Raw genomic sequence first — 16,547 nt, forward strand, 5'->3', positions numbered from 1 at the left:
GGCGGCCAGGGGCGTTGTCGGTGGCCGGGGTTACGATCCGAAGGGAGATCACGCCCGAAGCTCCCCAGCCGTACCGGAAGGCCCGCACCATGGTCAGCACCTCCCCGCCGCTCGCCGACGCCCTCGCCGCGGGCCCGGTCGTCCTCGACGGCGGGCTGTCCAACGAACTGGAGGCCGCCGGGCACGACCTCAGCGACGCGCTGTGGTCGGCCCGGCTGCTGGCCGAGGAGCCGGCGGCGGTGGTGCGGGCGCACCAGACGTACTACGAAGCGGGCGCGCAGGTCGCGATCACCGCCAGCTACCAGGCGACGTTCGAGGGCTTCGCGCGGCGCGGCGTCGGACGCGAGGAGGCCACCGCGCTGCTGGCGCGGAGCGTGGAGCTGGCCCGTGAGGCGGCCGGCCGGGCGCGCGCGGGCGGTGTCACGGGACCGCTGTACGTGGCCGCCTCGGCGGGTCCGTACGGGGCGATGCTGGCGGACGGCTCCGAATACCGCGGCCGCTACGGCCTGTCGGTGGCGGAGCTGGAGCGGTTCCACCGGCCCCGCCTGGAAGCGCTGGCCGCGGCCGGGCCCGACGTCCTGGCACTGGAGACGGTGCCGGACAGCGACGAGGCCCGGGCGCTGGTGCGGGCGGTGCGCGGGCTCGGGGTGCCGGCCTATCTGTCGTACAGCGTCGCGGGCGGCCGCACCCGGGCCGGTCAGCCGCTGGAGGCGGCGTTCGCGACGGCGGCGGACGCCGACGAGATCATCGCGGTGGGGGTGAACTGCTGCGCGCCGGACGACGCCGACGAGGCGGTGCGGCTGGCCGCGCGGGTCACCGGCAAGCCGGTGGTGGTCTACCCCAACAGCGGGGAGAGCTGGGACGCCGGGGCGCGGGCGTGGCGCGGCAGCCCGGCGTTCGGCGCGGACCGGGTCACCGGCTGGGCGGCGGACGGGGCCCGGCTGATCGGCGGCTGCTGCCGGGTGGGCCCGGAGAGCATCGCCGAACTGGCCGCCCTCCTCGGCCGCTGACGGGCGAACGGTCCGTCCGGAGAACGGGACCGGCGGTCGGTTCGGGCCGGTGTCCGGGTCGAAGGCGTTACACAGACGCAACCGAAGCGGCGGGGTCAGTGCCCCTGGCCGGTGGCAGGATTCAGGCCACCCGCAGCACGCACCGGCTTGGTTGATCTTCATCTCTGGAGGACCAGTGTCCGCTCGCTCCGCGTTGCCCGTCATAGCCGTGGCCGCAGCCCTCACCGTCCTGGCGGGGTGCTCCAGCACCAAGACGGACGGGAAGAAGGGTTCCGGTGGTCTGGAGCTGGTCTCCGCCGGGACGCTCAAGACCTGTACACACCTTCCGTATGCGCCGTTCCAGGTGAAGAAGGACGGCAAGGTCGTCGGATTCGACGTGGATCTGGTCGACCTGGTCGCCAAGGACCTGGGGGTGAAGCAGGAGATCGTCAACACCCCCTTCGAAGGCATCGAGACCGGCCAGGACTTCACCATCCGCAAATGCGACCTGGCGGCCGCCGGCATGACCATCACCGCCGCGCGCGACAAGGTGATGGACTTCTCCGACCCCTATTTCAACGCCACCCAGGCGCTGTTGACGAAGAAGGGCAAGCCCTTCAAGAAGGTCGAGGACCTCAAGGGCAAGAAGCTCGGATACCAGAAGGCCACCACCGGCGGCATTTACGCCAAGGAGCACGGCAAGGGCGTCGAACTGGTGGAGTTCGAGGACCTCGGGCTGCTGCTGACCGCCGTGAAGTCCGGGCAGGTCGACGCCGGCATCAACGACAACGGCGTGCTCTTCGACTATGTGAAGCAGAACCCGGACACCGCGGTCACCGCCGAGTTCAACACCGGTGAGCACTACGGCATCGGCGTGCGCACCGGCAATGACGCGCTGCGGAAGAAGATCAACGCGGTCATCAAGAAGGCGAAATCCGACGGGAGTTACAACCGGATCTACAAGAAGTGGTTCGGCACCACGCCGCAGAGCTGAGGCGGGTCACGATGCCTCTGTCCAGACGACGGCGCGCGCGGATCATCCGCGGCGTGCAGTACGGCGTCCTGGTGGTCGCCGTGGTGGTCCTCGCACTGGTCGCCGACTGGCACCAGCTGCGGACGGCGTTCTTCGACGTCGAGGTCGCCAAGGCGCTGTTCCCCGACATCATCACCACGGCGCTGCTCAACACGATCCTCTACACCCTGCTCGGTTTCGGCTTCGGGCTGGCGCTCGGCCTGGTGCTGGCGCTGATGCGGCTGTCCTCGGTGCCGCCCTACCGCTGGCTCGCCATCACCTATATCGAGTTCTTCCGCGGCATTCCGGCGCTGCTGGTGTTCATCGCGCTGGGCTTCGGCGTACCGCTGGCGTTCGAGGTCGCCCTCGACATGAACGTCACGGTGATGCTGTCGCTCGGCCTGGTGGGCGCGGCGTACATGGCGGAGACCATCCGGGCCGGTATTCAGGCGGTGCCCAAGGGGCAGACCGAGGCGGCGCGTTCGCTGGGAATGTCACAGGGCCGGGCCATGGTCTCGATCATCATTCCGCAGGCGTTCCGCATCGTCCTGCCGCCACTGACCAATGAATTGATCCTGCTGACCAAGGATTCCTCGCTGGTGTATCTGCTGGGGCTCGCGCTCGACCAGTTCGAGCTGGCCAACTTCGGCCGGGACGCGCTCAACGAGCACAAGAGCCTGACCCCGATCCTGATCGCCGGACTGCTCTACCTCGTGATCACCCTCCCGCTGGGCCAGCTGGTCCGGCGGCTGGAAGCGCGTACCGCGAAGGCCAGGTGAGCGATGTGACGACGGACAGGACCGCCGGGGACGCCGGGGACGCGCCGGCCATCGACGTGCGCGGGCTGCGCAAGGCGTTCGGGGAGCTGGAGGTGTTGCGCGGGATCGACTTCTCGGTGGGGCGCGGCGAGGTGGTGTGCGTCATCGGGCCGTCCGGCTCGGGGAAGTCGACGCTGCTGCGCTGCGTGAATCTGCTGGAGGAGCCGAGCGCGGGCCGGGTCACGGTGGCCGGCACCGAGGTCACCGATCCGGACGTGGACATCGACCGGGTCCGGCGGCGGATCGGCATGGTCTTCCAGTCCTTCAACCTCTTTCCGCATCTGACCGCGCTGGAGAACCTCACGATCGCCCAGCGGCGGGTGCTGCGCCGCGACCGGGCGGAGGCGGAGCGGATCGGCCGGGCCAATCTGGAACGGGTGGGGCTCGGCGACAAGGCGACGGCGTATCCGGCGCAGTTGTCGGGCGGGCAGCAGCAGCGGGTGGCGATCGCCCGGGCGCTGTCGATGGACCCGGAGCTGATGCTCTTCGACGAGCCGACCTCCGCGCTCGACCCGGAGCTGGTCGGCGATGTGCTGGCGGTGATGCGCGGGTTGGCGCGGGACGGGATGACGATGCTGGTCGTCACGCACGAGATGAGCTTCGCCCGGGAGGTCGCCGACCGGGTGGTGTTCATGGACGGCGGGGTGATCGTCGAACAGGGCACTCCGGAGCAGGTGGTGGGCGCCCCGCGGCACGAGCGGACCCGGACGTTCCTGGCGCGGGTGCTGGATCCGGCGGCGGCCGAGGTCGGCGAGGTCGCGGACGGCGGCGCGGCGGGCAAGCGCGTCGACCGCTGACGTACGGGCCGGACGGCCGCCGGGACGCCCCGGCGACCGCCCCGCCGGTGGTGACCGTCCGGCTCAGGACAGCGGCCCGGTGAGCTTCTTGGTGCCGCTCCGGTTGCCCATCAGGCTGCAGCTGACGGACCTGATGCCGAGCCGGTAGCCGTTGACGCTGGGGTACTGGACGTAGGTGCCCTCGGCGGTTCCGGCGGGCTGCCGGCGCGCCTTGCTCTCCAGCTCGTTGCGGCACAGCGACGACGCCTTGTCCTTGATCTCGGACTCGGTCGTCAGACCGGCCGCCAGGCGGTGGGTGGTGACGACCTCGGCGTCGTGCGGGCCGTTGCAGGACGCCTCGTCGTTGTTGCCGCTGCGGTCGGCCGGGAGGTCGTAGCAGTCGCCCACCTTCAGCAGATAGAAGGGGATCTTGCCGTTGCCGGGCGAGGGCATGCTGCTCTCGAAGTCGCTGCCGGTGGTCGACTCCGAGGGCGAGGGGTAGCCGGTCGGCGTGCCGGACGCGCTCTCGGAGGGCGACGCGCTGGTGCTCGAACCGGTCGACGGCTGGGCGTGGTTGCCGCCGCCGTCGTCGCCGTTGACCATCACGACGACGGTGATGACGGCGGCCAGCACGACCGCACCGCCGGCGAGGATCGCCGCGATGGCCTTGCCGTTGCCGCCGCCCCCGGGCGGGCCGGGCGGCTGCTGCCAGCCGCCGGGGCCACCCGGGCCACCCGGCCCCGACGGCCCGTAGCCGCCGGCGGGCGGACCGAAGCCCCCCGCCTGGTTGCCGCCCTGGGGCGGGCCGTAGCCACCGGGTCCGAAACCGCCCTGGTCCTGGCCGCCGGGGCCGTAACCGCCGGCCGGCGGGCCGAAGCCACCACCCGGGGTGTTGGGGGACGGCGGCTGGTTGGGCGGCGGAGGCGGAGGAAAACTCATGGCGGAAATGATCGCTTCTTTACTGGGTTTTGAGGGAGTCGGTGACCAACCTGGAACATTTCAGGTCTGAAATGTCCGGCCCATGGGCACCGTTGGCGACAAGCAGCAAGCCACCCTACGGCCCGGAGGTTCTTCGTGTTCACCGACCTACCCCTGGACGAGCTGCGCACCTACCGCCCGCCGCTTCCCGAGCCCCCCGGCTTCGACGCCTTCTGGCACCGCACCCTGACCGAGGCCCGCACCCACGAACTGGCCGCGTCCTTCACCCCGGTCGATCCGGGACTGGCCCTCCTCCGCTGCTACGACGCCGAGTTCTCCGGTTTCGGCGGCCACCGCATCCGCGCCTGGTTCCTCCTTCCCCGCGCGGCGGCCGGCCCGTTGCCGTGCGTCGTGCAATACCTCGGCTACGGCGGCGGCCGGCTGCTGCCGCACGACTGGCTGCTGTGGCCGTGCGCGGGGTACGCCACGCTGGTCATGGACACCCGGGGGCAGAGCGGCCCCAACCGCCCCGGCGACACCCCCGACCCGGTCGGGTACGGCAATCCGGGCGTGCCCGGCAAGCTGACCCAGGGCCTGCTCGATCCGGAGGACTACTACTACCGGCGGCTGTACACCGACGCCGTACGGGCGGTCGAGGCGGCGCGCGGCCACGAGGCGGTGGACGCCGCACGCGTCCTGGTCGCCGGCCACAGCCAGGGCGGCGGTCTGGCGCTGGCGATGACCGGACTGGTCCCCGGGCTGGCCGGAGCCCTGGTCGATGTGCCCTTCCTGACCCACATCCGGCGCGCGATCGACGTCACGGACGCGGGCCCCTACGGCGAGCTCACCCGCTACTTCGCGGGCGCCCGCGGGCACATCGACACCGCGCTGACCACCCTGGACCACTTCGACGGCCTCAACTTCGCGGCCCGCGCCACCGCCCCGGCGCTGTTCGGCACGGCCCTGCGGGACGCCGTGGTGCCGCCGTCCACCGGCTTCGCCGCGTACCACCACTACGCCGGCGAGAAGGAGCTGCAGGTGTGGCGCTACAACGCCCACGAGGGCGGTGGCGGCGAACAGCGGGCGGCGGAACTCGCCTTCGCCCGGAAGGTACTCGGCTGACCGGCGGGGCCGGGTGGAGCGGCCCGCCCCGTCCGGCCCCCGGACTCAGATCGCGCCGAGGAGGTGCTCCAGCGCCAGCTGGTCCAGGTGCTCGAAGGCCATGCCGCGCGCGGCGGCCGCCTCGATGTCGAAGGTCTCGTAGGCGGTGGTGTCGGCCAGCAGCCCGGCCAGCCCGTCCTCGGCGGTGGGCCGGCCGAGCTCGTCGAGGCGGGCGGCGCGCAGGGCCTCCTGGACGGCCGGATCGGCGCGGAAGGCGGCGGCGCGCTCCTTGAGGAGCAGGTAGTTGCGCATGCAGCCGGCCGCCGAGGCCCAGACGCCGTCGAAGTCCTCGGTGCGCGGCGGCTTGAAGTCGAAGTGCCGCGGCCCGTCGTAGCCGGCCGTCTCCAGCAGGTCGACCAGCCAGAAGGCGGCGCGCAGATCGCCCGCGCCGAAGCGCAGGTCCTGGTCGTACTTGATGCCGCTCTGCCCGTTCAGGTCGATGTGGAAGAGCTTGTCCGCCCAGAGCGCCTGGGCGATGCCGTGCGGGAAGTTGAGGCCGGCCATCTGCTCGTGGCCGACCTCGGGGTTGACGCCGTAGAGCTCGGGGCGCTCCAGCCGCTCGATGAAGGCCAGGGCGTGGCCGACGGTGGGCAGCAGGATGTCGCCGCGGGGCTCGTTGGGCTTGGGCTCGATGGCGAACCGCAGGTCGTAGCCCTGCTCGACGACGTACTGGCCGAGCAGGTCGAATGCCTCCTTCATCCGGTCCAGGGCGGCCCGGACGTCCTTCGCCGCACCGGACTCCGCGCCCTCCCGCCCGCCCCACGCCACATAGGTACGGGCGCCCAGCTCGGCCGCGAGGTCGATGTTGCGGAGCGTCTTGCGCAGGGCGTAGCGGCGGACGCCCCGGTCGTTGGCGGTGAAGGCGCCGTCCTTGAAGACGGGGTGGGTGAAGAGGTTCGTGGTGGCCATGGGGACGGTCATTCCGGTGGCGTCCAGGGCCTTGCGGAAGCGCTTGACGGCGGTCTCCCGCTGGATGTCGTCGGCGCCGAACGGGATCAGGTCGTCGTCGTGGAAGGTCACCCCGTACGCGCCGAGGCCGGCGAGGTGGTGCACCGCCTCGACGGGGTCCAGGGCGCGGCGGGTGGCGTCCCCGAAGGGGTCGCGGCCCTGCCAGCCGACGGTCCACAGGCCGAAACTGAACTTGTCCTCGGGCACGGGCTGCTGACTCATCAGGGCTCCCCACATCATTTCGTCAACGCGCTTTACAAATTCCGGCGCGGCCAAACTAATATGCGGCAGCACACCGGGGAAGCCCCTGGGCCGAGGCCGTCGGACACCGCCGCCAAAGGAGAAGGCACGATGGGCGCACAGTCAGCGGGACCGCTGGTCGTCGGGGTGGACAGCTCGACGCAGTCCACCAAGACGCTGGTCGTGGACGCGGAGACCGGCGTGGTCGTCGCCCGCGGCCAGGCACCGCACACGGTCAGCGACGGCGAGGGCAAGGAGAGCGACCCCCGGCAGTGGTGGCGGGCGCTGGGCGAGGCGCTGGCGCAGTGCGGCGACGCGGCGCGGCAGGCGTCGGCGGTGTCGGTCGGCGGGCAGCAGCACGGGCTGGTCACGCTGGACGCGGCCGGTGCCCCGGTCCGCCCGGCCGTGCTGTGGAACGACGTACGTCCCGCGGCCGAGAGCGAGCGGCTGATCGCCGGGCTGGGCGGCGCCGAGGCGTGCGCGGAGCGGCTCGGGAGCGTGCCCGGCCCGGCGTTCACGGTGGCGAAGTGGGCCTGGCTGCGGGCGAACGAGCCGGCCGCGGCCGAGGCCACCGCCGCGGTGCGGCTGCCGCACGACTACCTCACCGAGCGGCTGACCGGCGAGGCCGTCACCGACCGCGGCGACGCGTCGGGCACCGGGTGGTGGGCGTCGTCCACCGAGTCCTACGACGCGGAGGTGCTGGCCCGCGTCGGGCTGGACGCCGGGCTCCTGCCGCGGGTGGCACGCCCCGGCGAGGCGGCCGGCACGGTGCACGCGGGTGATCTGCCGCTGCCCAAGGGCGCGCTGGTGGCCGCCGGCACCGGCGACAACATGGCGGCCGCGCTCGGGCTGGGGCTGCGCCCGGGCCGGCCGGTGCTGAGCCTCGGCACCTCCGGAACGGTCTACGCGGTCTCCACCCACCGCCCCGCCGATCCGACCGGCACCGTCGCGGGCTTCGCCGACGCCCGCGGCGACTGGCTGCCGCTGGCCTGCACCCTGAACTGCACCCTCGCGGTGGACCGGATCGCCGCGCTGCTGGGCCGCGACCGGGAGGCCGTGGAGCCGGGCGGCGGTGCGGTGGTGCTGCCGTTCCTCGACGGCGAGCGGACCCCCAACCTGCCCGGCGCCTCGGGCCTGGTACACGGCCTGCGGCACGACACCACCGCCGGTCAGCTGCTGCAGGCCGCCTACGACGGCGCGGTGTTCGCGCTGCTCCAGGCCCTGGACCGGGTGCTGGACGAGGACGCCGCGGCGGACGCGCCGTTGCTGCTGATCGGCGGCGGGGCGAAGGGCACGGCGTGGCGGGAGACGGTGCGCCGGCTGTCCGGGCGCCCGGTGGTGGTGCCCGCGGCGCAGGAACTGGTCGCGCTCGGCGCGGCGGCGCAGGCGGCCGGGCTGCTGCTGGGCGAGGATCCGGCGGCGGTGGCCCGCCGCTGGGGCACCGACCGCGGCGCCCGGTACGAGGCGCGGCAGCGGGACACGGCCGCCTGGGAGCGGCTGGCGGCGACGCTGGCCGACGGCGAGGCGCTGCTGCGGCGGTGAGCCGCCCGGCCCGCCCCCGCCGCGCCCCCTCCCCCACTCCTCCACTCCCCTCCACGACTCCCACCGCCCTCAGGAGACCTCTGTGACCGCGCCCGGCGGCGACACCCAGCACGGCATCCGGCGGCGCAACCTGGCCCGGGTGCTGCGGGCCGTGGCGGCGCACGGGCCGCTCTCCCGGCCGGCCGTCGCGGCCCGGATCGGGCTGACCCGGGCCGGGGTGGCGCCGCTCGTCGAGGAACTGCTGCGGGCCGGACTGCTGGTCGAGACGGGGCGGGCGGCACCGAGCGGGCGGGGCAGGCCGGGCAGCGAACTGGCGGTCAGCGACCGCGGCCCGGCCGGCATCGGCGCCGAGATAGGCGTCGACCACCTGGCGGTGTGCGCGGTCGATCTGCGGGGACGGATACGGGCCCGGGTCGCGGCCGACGCGGCGAACCGCGACAGCGCTCCCGGACCGGTGCTGCGGCGGCTGTCCGTGCTGCTCGCGGAGGCGACCGCGCGGATCGCCCCGGAGGGGCTGCGCCCGGCCGGGCTGGCGGTCGCGGTCCCGGGTCTGGTGGCGCGCGGCTCGACGACCGTGGTGCACGCGCCCAACCTCGGCTGGCGGGCGGCCGATCTCGCGCCGGGGCTGGCCCCGGCGACGGCCGCGGGCGACGGCTCCCCCGGCATCCCGCTGACCGTGGAGAACGAGGCCAATCTGGGCGCGCTGGCCGAGCTGGCGCTGGGCGGCGACGGCGAGGGAAGGCCGGGCTCGCCACCGGACTTCGTCCACGTCTCGGCGGAGATCGGCATCGGCGCGGCGGTCGTGGTGGACGGCCAACTGCTGCGCGGGGCACGCGGGTTCGCCGGCGAGCTGGGGCACGTCCCGGTGTATCCGGACGGCCGCGCCTGCGACTGCGGCGGCCGCGGCTGTCTGGAGCAGTACGCGGGCGAGCAGGCGGTGCTGCGGGCCGGTGGCCTGACGCCCGAGCGGGCAGCGGCGGCCCATCCGGGGCCGGGGGCCCGTATCGCCCTCCTCGCCCGCCGGGCCGCCGAGGGGGACACGGCGACGCTGCGGGCCCTGCGGGAGGCCGGGACGGCGCTCGGCATCGCGCTGGCCGGGGCGGTCAATCTGCTCGATCCGCAGGCGGTGGTGCTCGGGGGTGCGCTGGCCGGGCTGGCGCCCTGGGTCCTGCCGTCCCTGGAGCGGGAGTTGACGCTGCGCACGGCCGTCGCGGCGGACCCCGGACGGCACGGCGGACCGGCGGTCACGGCGTCCCGGCTGGGTGCGGACGGACCGTTGCTCGGGGCGGCGCACTCGGCGCTGCGCACCGTGCTCGACGACCCTCTGCATTCCTGCACCCCGGCTCACTCTCCCCGGAGCCGAATCGGCTAAACCTTTCCACGGAAAGGGATTTCCATGCCACCCCATCGAGCGATTGTGCCGATAAAAACAGCACCACTACCGTCGGTTCAGCGGGCTGCCGCGGAACTTTCGTGAGGGGGAAGATCCGGGGCGGCCGCATCGCATCCTTCAAGGAGATAGGCCGCATTGTGACGATTGCCGACGAATCACTGTCCGGTAGTGCGGAAGATTCCCAGAATTCCAGTCTGACCACCTCCGCCGCCCGGAATCTGGCGACCACCACCAAAACACCGCCGCAGATGCAGGGGATCACTTCCCGCTGGCTGCTGCGGCTGCTCCCCTGGGTGCAGGTGTCCGGTGGCACCTATCGCGTGAACCGCCGGCTGACCTACACGCTCGGGGACGGGCGTATCGACTTCGACATCAACGGCTCCGACGTCTCGATCATCCCCGAGGAGCTGCGCGAGCTGCCCGCCCTGCGGGAATTCACCGACACCGAGGTACTGGCGGCGCTCGGCCGGCGGTTCACCCAGCACGAGTACGGGCCCGGCGAGCTGATCGCCGAGGCCGGGGACGCGCAGGACCGGCTGGTGCTGATCGCACACGGCCGGGTGGACCGCATCGGCACCGGCAAGTACGGCGAGAGCGCGGTGCTGGAGGCGCTGGCCGGGGGCGACCACCTCGGCGACGCGCCGCTCACCACCGACGGGACCTGGCAGTTCAGCTATCGCGCGGTGACCCGGGTGACGGTCCTCGCGCTGTCCCGGTCGGCCGCGCAGGAGGTCATCGAGCGCTCCCCCGGACTGGGCGAGCACCTGGCGTCGGCCGGGGAGGGCGCCGCGCTGCCGACGAACGACAGCGGGGAGTCGGCGGTCTCCGTCACCTCCGGGCACCACGGCGAGCCGTCCCTGCCCGGCACCTTCGTCGACTACGACCCGGCGCCCCGGGAGTACGAACTCAGCGTCGCCCAGACGGTGCTGCGCGCCCACAGCCGGGTCGGCGACCTCTACAGCGACCCGATGAACCAGGTCGAGGAGCAGCTGAAGCTCACCGTCCAGGCGCTGCGCGAGCGCCAGGAGCACGAGCTGGTCAACAACCGCGAGTTCGGACTGCTGCACAACGCCGACCTCAAGCAGCGCATCCACACCCGCTCCGGACCGCCCACCCCCGACGACCTCGACGACCTGCTCGCGACGGTCTGGAAGGACCCGGGCTTCCTGCTCGCCCACCCGCAGACGATCGCCGCGATCGGGCGGGAATGCAGCGCCCGCGGCCTGTATCCGACGGCGGTCGATTTCATGGGGCATTCGCTGCCGTCCTGGCGTGGGGTGCCGATCTTCCCGTGCAACAAGATTCCGGTGACGAAGGAACGGACCAGCTCGATTTTGCTGCTGCGCACCGGCGAGGAAAAGCAGGGCGTGGTCGGCCTGCACCAGACCGGTATTCCCGATGAATACGAGCCGAGCCTGTCCGTGCGCTATATGGGAATCGACGACCGGGCCGTCCTCAAATATCTGGTGAGCGCCTACTATTCGGCAGCCATTCTCGTGCCCGACGCGGTCGGCGTCCTCGAAGACGTACAGGTCGGTCACTGAGACGAAGCGCGCCGAGCCGCGCGCAGCGGCCGGCCCCGCCACGGCCCCGCCGCACCGCAAGCACGTCACGCACCGCACCACAGAACAGGTGAGCCTTCTTCATGACCACATCGGTGGACCCGACGACCGGCCCGCAGTCCTCGGGTCCGGAGCAGCAGCGTTCCAGCCTGGACACCGCGGCCGCCCGCAAGCTGGCGACCACGACCAAGACCGTGCCGCAGATGCAGGGGATCTCCTCCCGCTGGCTGCTGCGCATCCTGCCCTGGACGCAGGTCTCCGGCGGTACCTTCCGCGTCAACCGCCGGCTCACGCACACCCTCGGCGACGGCCGGGTGGAATTCGTCTCCACGGGCACCGAAGTCCGGGTGATCCCGGCCGAGTTGCGCGAGCTGGCCCCGCTGCGCGGCTACGACGACGCCGCGACGCTGGAGAACCTGGCCGGCCGCTTCGTCCAACGGGAGTTCGCGCCCGGTGACGTACTGGCGCGGGCGGGCGGCCCCACGGACCGGGTCATCCTGATCGCGCACGGCAAGCTGGACCGGATCGGCACCGGCAAGTACGGCGAGGAGACGTCCCTGGGGACGCTGGCCGACGGCGACGCCCTCGGCGAGGCGGCGCTGGTGACGCCGGACGCGCAGTGGGAGCACTCCGTGCGGGCGGTCACCCGGGTGACCGCACTGACCCTGTACCGCAGCGACTTCGAGTCGGTGGTGGCCGAGTCGGCGTCGCTGCGCTCCCATGTCGCGGAGTTCCGCGAGGCCGTGGTGCCGGCCCACAACAAGCACGGCGAGGCGGCCATCGAGCTCGCCGCCGGCCACGTCGGGGAGCCGGTGCTGCCGGGCACCTTCGCCGACTACGACATGGCACCCCGGGAGTACGAACTCAGCGTCGCGCAGACGGTGTTGAAGATGCACTCCCGGGTCGCGGACCTCTACAACGACCCGATGAACCAGCTGGACCAGCAGCTGCGGCTGACCGTGGAGGCGCTGCGCGAGCGCCAGGAGCACGAGCTGGTCAACAACCGCGAGTTCGGACTGCTGCACAACGCCGACCTCAAGCAGCGCCTCCACACCCGCTCCGGACCGCCCACCCCCGACGACCTCGACGAGCTGATCACCCGGCGCCGCAAGACGCAGTTCCTGCTGGCGCACCCGCGGACCATCGCGGCCATCGGCCGGGAGTGGAACGCCCGCGGCATCTACCCGGGCACCGTGGAGTGCGAGGGCACGGTGGTCCGGGCCTGGCGCGGCATTCCGCTGCTGCCGTGCAACAAGATCCCGATCAACCCGGACCAGACCAGCTCCGTCCTCGCCATGCGGGTCGGCGAGGAGAACCAGGGCGTGGTCGGGCTGCACCAGACCGGCATCCCGGACGAGTACCGGCCCGGACTCTCGGTGCGCTTCATGGGCATCAACGACCAGGCCGTCATCAATTACCTGGTCAGCGCCTACTACTCGGCGGCCGTGCTGGTGCCGGACGCGCTGGGCATCCTGGAGGACGTCGAGATCGGTCACTGACGGCGGGCGCCGTCACCGGCCCCGGTGCCGCGTCCGCGATCCGCCGTCAGAGCGGCGGACGCGGCACCCGGGTGACCTCCAATCAGGTATCCGCCCCCTCCTGACCTGGGCCGTTCCGTCTTTGGTCGAGCCATTGACGGCGCGGCCATTCCCTTGGCAGGGCGTGTCCTGTTGCGCATGATGAACGCATCGCATGTGCGTGACATGTACGCGACCTCCCCCTCGGTCCCTTGTCAGGAGTTCACATGGAGCACGACCACCCCCGTCCGGCCCGCCGACGTCTGCTCTCCGGTGCGGCCGCCCTCGCCGCCGCCGCGGCGCTCACCCCCCTCACGGCGGCCGCCGCCTCCCCCGCCCCGCGCCGCCGGACCGCCCGCGGCGAGAGCGGCTACCCGCCCGTCCAGTGGGTGCCGGCCAGTACGGCCAACTACACCACCGCGGACCGGCCGGGCCGGTACCCGATCGAGATGGTCGTGGTGCACGTGACCCAGGAGACCTATCCGGACACCCTCAGACTCTTCCAGGACCCGACCCACAAGGCGGCCGCGCACTACGTCGTGCGGTCGGCCGACGGACACATCGCCCAGTGCGTCAGCGAACGCAACGTCGCCTGGCACGCCGGGAACTGGGACTTCAACACCCGCAGCATCGGCATCGAGCACGAGGGCTGGATCGACGACCCGACGTGGTTCACCGACGTCCTGTACGAGCGGTCCGCCCGCCTCACCGCCGCCGTCTGCGCCCGCTACGGCATCCCCGTGGACCGCGAGCACATCATCGGCCACGTCGAGGTGCCCGGCAGCGACCACACCGACCCGGGCGAGTACTGGGACTGGGCGCGCTACCTGCAGCTGGTCACCGAGGCTTCCTGGCGGTACACCGGATGACACCGGCGGTGCGGCGACACGACGGCCGTTCCACGGGTGTACAGATTCGCGACATCTCCGGGCGATAGTAAACAGGTCGTGGTGAACGTGGCGCGGTGAGCGGCGCGGAGCGAACGTCTTCGGCACCTGGGACAGCTGGCGTGACGTCAGGGGGGCTCATGAAGCAGCGTTTCGGTCGGGTTCGCGTGGTGCTGACGGTGCTGGTCGCCTGGGGGGTGCTGGCCGGCGGAGCATGGGCCGGCGGCCCCACGGCCAGCGCCGTGGGCACCCCCCTCCACCGCTCCGGCGCCGTGACGCTGGCGCCGGGTGTGCGGTACGGGGAATTCCGGATGACGGTGCCGCGCGGCACCGTGCACGGGCATCTGCTGACGGTCGACCTGGCCGATCCGCGGGTCTCGGTGGATCTGCTGTACCCGGGCGCGGTCGGCGCCCGGCTGCCGGTGTCGGAGCTGGCCGGTGCGCGCGGCGCCGTGGCGGCCGTCAACGGCGACTTCTTCAACATCAGTGAGGGCCAGCACCCGGGCGTGGAGGCGACCGGCGCCTCGGTGGGTCCGGCGGTGGCCTCGGGCCACCCGCTGAAGGGCGCGGTGCCCGACGGGCAGCGCTTCGGACCGGCCATGCCGCCCGGCGCGACCACCGAGGACGTCATCGGCGTGGGCTACGACCGGCGGGCGCGGCTGGACCGGCTCGCGCTGCACGGCGTGGCACTGACCCCGGAGGGCGCCTGGCCGCTGGGCGGGCTGAACCAGTACGCGCTGCCGGTCGACGGCATCGGCGCGTACACCGCGCAGTGGGGCCCGACCTCGCGGGTGCGCGCCACCTGCGGCACGGACACCGACCGGGCGGCGCCGTGCAGCACGGACACCGCGGAGGTGACCGTGCGGCACGGCCGGGTGACCGCCTTCGACGAGCTGCCGGGCGCGGGCGGGGTGGACGCCGGAAGCGTGGTGCTGCTGGGCCGCGAGGAAGGGGCGCGACAGCTGCGCACACTGCGCCTCGGGGAGCCGGTGGGCGTCGGCTACCGGCTGGTCGGCCGGGGCCCGGGCCCGCTGCGGTTCGCGGTGGGCGGCTTCCCGATCGTGCGGGACGCCGAGCCGGTGCCCGGCCTGGACACCGTGGCGGTGGCGGTGCGCACCTCCGCGGGGATCGGGGACCGTGGCCGGGTGCTGTACCTGATGGCGCTGGACGGGGCCCACGGAGCGGGGCAGACCGGCCTCACGGTACGCGAACTCGCCGATCTGATGGCCGAGTTGGGGGCCCAGGACGCGATGGATCTGGACGGCGGCGGGTCCTCGACGCTGGTGACCGACGACGACGGCACCGGGATCGTGGTACGTAACCATCCGTCGGGCGGGGCGGAGCGGCCGGTGGCCAATGCGATCGGGGTCTTCTCACCGGGGTGAGCGCTCCGCCCGGCCCGGCCCGCCGGGTCCCCGGCAGGCCGCCGAGGTCACGGGCGCACGCTGCTCACCACGTCGGCGGCGCCGGCCAGCCCCTGGTGGATGTCCGGGGCGAGGCTGCTGCTGGCCAGATAGAAGCCGAGCAGTGCGCACACCAGGGCGTGCGAGATCTTCAGCTTGCCGCTGCGCAGGAAGATCACGGTCAGCACGACCAGCAGCAGCACGACCGAGATGGAAATAGCCATGGGGCGGACACCTCCTCAACCGCCGCCCGAACAGGCGGCAATGGGTGGCCAGTTTGGCGTATTTCAGAGTATGTCCGGTTCGCGGACCGATACTCCGAAAGGGTGATCACTGCGGGTCACGAGAGGGAGCGGGATTTGGCCGTGACGTGGATCACACACCTCTCCGCAACGGAGGGTGCGGATTGACCGTCTTAGCGGCCGACATCCCCGCCCCGGCCCCCAGCTCAGACGGAAAGCCCGCCATGCCCCGCACCCGCTCCCCCCGCCACCGGTCACCGTGGCCGCCGCGCCTCGCGCTCAGCCTGATCCCGGTGATCGGCGTCGGCGCGCTCACCGCCTGCGGAGGCGGCACGGCGTCGGCGGCCAGGGGCGAGCCGGTGAAGGTGACGCTGGGCGCGGCGAACGGCACCCGGACCGTGCGGGCCGGCGACAAGCTGAAGCTCACCGCGGAGGGCGGGGTGCTGACCGAGGTGCGGGTCACCGACCCCAAGGGCCGGCCGGTGCCCGGCGGGCTGGGGGACGGCGGCGTGGTCTGGACGTCCAGCGCCAAGGCCGCGCCGGACACCAAGTACTCCATCGTCGCCCGGACCCGGAACGCCCAGGGCGGGCAGGCCGCGGCCAAGGAGTCACTGACCACCGCGAAGGCGGACAAACTCAACACACTGGTGGTCCACCCCGGCCGGCAGGGCGGGGTGGTCGGCGCCGAGCACCCGCTCACGATCACCTTCGACTTCCCGGTGACCGACCGGGCCGCGGTGGAGCGTCGGCTGAGCGTCACCAGCGACGACCTGGCGGCCGGGTCGTGGGGGTGGGCCACGGACGGCAGCGGCAAGGACCGGATCGACTGGCTGCCCGCCCGGTCCCCGAAACCGGGCAGCCGGATCACCCTGCGAGCGGAACTGAACGGGGTGGACTCCGGCGACGGCCGTTACTTCGCCAAGGACTATGACCTGAACTTCACCATCGGCCGGACTTGCACCGACTCGGATGCCGCACGGGTTTGTGGCAAGGTCCACGTGGGTGACCCCACCGTGGTCACCGCCTCCCTCGTCCGAGGGAATGACGATCAAACCGACGGGATCGGAGACTGGAATGGCGGCCGGTCCCCCCAGCAGCAAAACAGCGCCCTCGCGTCGAGCAGCTGACCCCTTTCAGAG

General features: G+C 72.6%; 15 protein-coding genes. 12 read left to right on the forward strand and 3 right to left on the reverse strand.

All coding sequences use genetic code 11. The features are described 5' to 3' along the window. Positions 1-89: 89 nt before the first annotated feature. From mmuM to SL103_RS22910, 4 genes are all read left to right on the forward strand, one after another. Positions 90-1,010 carry a homocysteine S-methyltransferase gene (mmuM, locus tag SL103_RS22895; protein ID WP_069570831.1) on the forward strand — a complete coding sequence of 307 codons (921 nt, stop codon included), beginning with the start codon at positions 90-92 and terminating at the stop codon, positions 1,008-1,010. Between the two features lie 175 nt (positions 1,011-1,185). Then, positions 1,186-1,983 (forward strand): ABC transporter substrate-binding protein, encoded by a 798-nt coding sequence (locus SL103_RS22900; protein WP_069570832.1) that lies wholly within the window; start codon positions 1,186-1,188, stop codon positions 1,981-1,983. An 11-nt stretch (positions 1,984-1,994) separates the two neighbouring features. Further along, on the forward strand, positions 1,995-2,780 hold the full coding sequence (locus SL103_RS22905) for an amino acid ABC transporter permease (RefSeq protein ID WP_069570833.1): 786 nt from the start codon (positions 1,995-1,997) through the stop codon (positions 2,778-2,780). Further along, complete coding sequence (locus tag SL103_RS22910; RefSeq protein WP_069570834.1) at positions 2,777-3,616, forward strand: amino acid ABC transporter ATP-binding protein; 840 nt, start codon at positions 2,777-2,779, stop codon at positions 3,614-3,616. Before SL103_RS22905 ends, SL103_RS22910 begins: the two co-directional genes overlap by 4 nt. Positions 3,617-3,679: 63 nt before the next feature. Here SL103_RS22910 and SL103_RS22915 read toward each other — a convergent pair whose 3' ends face one another. Then, positions 3,680-4,534, reverse strand: a complete 855-nt coding sequence (locus SL103_RS22915; protein ID WP_069570835.1) for a hypothetical protein — start codon at positions 4,532-4,534, stop codon at positions 3,680-3,682. A gap of 135 nt (positions 4,535-4,669) precedes the next feature. Between SL103_RS22915 and SL103_RS22920 the strand changes: the two genes are divergently transcribed. Continuing rightward, positions 4,670-5,635 carry an acetylxylan esterase gene (locus SL103_RS22920; protein ID WP_069570836.1) on the forward strand — a complete coding sequence of 322 codons (966 nt, stop codon included), beginning with the start codon at positions 4,670-4,672 and terminating at the stop codon, positions 5,633-5,635. Between the two features lie 45 nt (positions 5,636-5,680). On the opposite strand, the gene xylA is transcribed toward SL103_RS22920, so the two are convergent. Beyond that, positions 5,681-6,844, reverse strand: a complete 1,164-nt coding sequence (gene xylA, locus SL103_RS22925; protein WP_069570837.1) for a xylose isomerase — start codon at positions 6,842-6,844, stop codon at positions 5,681-5,683. A 129-nt stretch (positions 6,845-6,973) separates the two neighbouring features. Between xylA and xylB the strand changes: the two genes are divergently transcribed. The 6 genes from xylB (at position 6,974) to SL103_RS22955 (ending at position 15,148) form a co-directional block, all read left to right on the forward strand. Further along, positions 6,974-8,404, forward strand: coding sequence for a xylulokinase (xylB, locus tag SL103_RS22930; protein ID WP_069570838.1), 1,431 nt, complete (start codon positions 6,974-6,976; stop codon positions 8,402-8,404). 82 nt (positions 8,405-8,486) lie between these two features. Then, a complete protein-coding gene (locus tag SL103_RS22935) occupies positions 8,487-9,776 on the forward strand; it encodes an ROK family transcriptional regulator (RefSeq protein ID WP_069570839.1) in 1,290 nt (429 codons plus the stop codon). A gap of 155 nt (positions 9,777-9,931) precedes the next feature. Beyond that, positions 9,932-11,341, forward strand: coding sequence for a family 2B encapsulin nanocompartment shell protein (locus tag SL103_RS22940; RefSeq protein WP_079146282.1), 1,410 nt, complete (start codon positions 9,932-9,934; stop codon positions 11,339-11,341). Between the two features lie 101 nt (positions 11,342-11,442). Beyond that, entirely contained in the window at positions 11,443-12,858 is a 1,416-nt protein-coding gene (locus SL103_RS22945; protein ID WP_069570841.1) for a family 2B encapsulin nanocompartment shell protein, read from the forward strand. 245 nt (positions 12,859-13,103) lie between these two features. Continuing rightward, positions 13,104-13,745, forward strand: coding sequence for an N-acetylmuramoyl-L-alanine amidase (locus SL103_RS22950; protein ID WP_069570842.1), 642 nt, complete (start codon positions 13,104-13,106; stop codon positions 13,743-13,745). Positions 13,746-13,903: 158 nt separating this feature from the next. After that, on the forward strand, positions 13,904-15,148 hold the full coding sequence (locus SL103_RS22955) for a phosphodiester glycosidase family protein (RefSeq protein WP_069570843.1): 1,245 nt from the start codon (positions 13,904-13,906) through the stop codon (positions 15,146-15,148). Positions 15,149-15,195: 47 nt separating this feature from the next. Here SL103_RS22955 and SL103_RS22960 read toward each other — a convergent pair whose 3' ends face one another. Next, positions 15,196-15,390, reverse strand: coding sequence for a hypothetical protein (locus SL103_RS22960; RefSeq protein ID WP_033265474.1), 195 nt, complete (start codon positions 15,388-15,390; stop codon positions 15,196-15,198). A 242-nt stretch (positions 15,391-15,632) separates the two neighbouring features. Here SL103_RS22960 and SL103_RS22965 point away from each other — a divergent pair, with 242 nt between their 5' ends. After that, positions 15,633-16,535 (forward strand): Ig-like domain-containing protein, encoded by a 903-nt coding sequence (locus SL103_RS22965; RefSeq protein WP_069570844.1) that lies wholly within the window; start codon positions 15,633-15,635, stop codon positions 16,533-16,535. Positions 16,536-16,547: the final 12 nt, after the last annotated feature.

Origin of the sequence: Streptomyces lydicus, assembly GCF_001729485.1 — a bacterium.
In the GTDB taxonomy this organism is placed as follows: Bacteria; Actinomycetota; Actinomycetes; order Streptomycetales; family Streptomycetaceae; genus Streptomyces; species Streptomyces lydicus_D.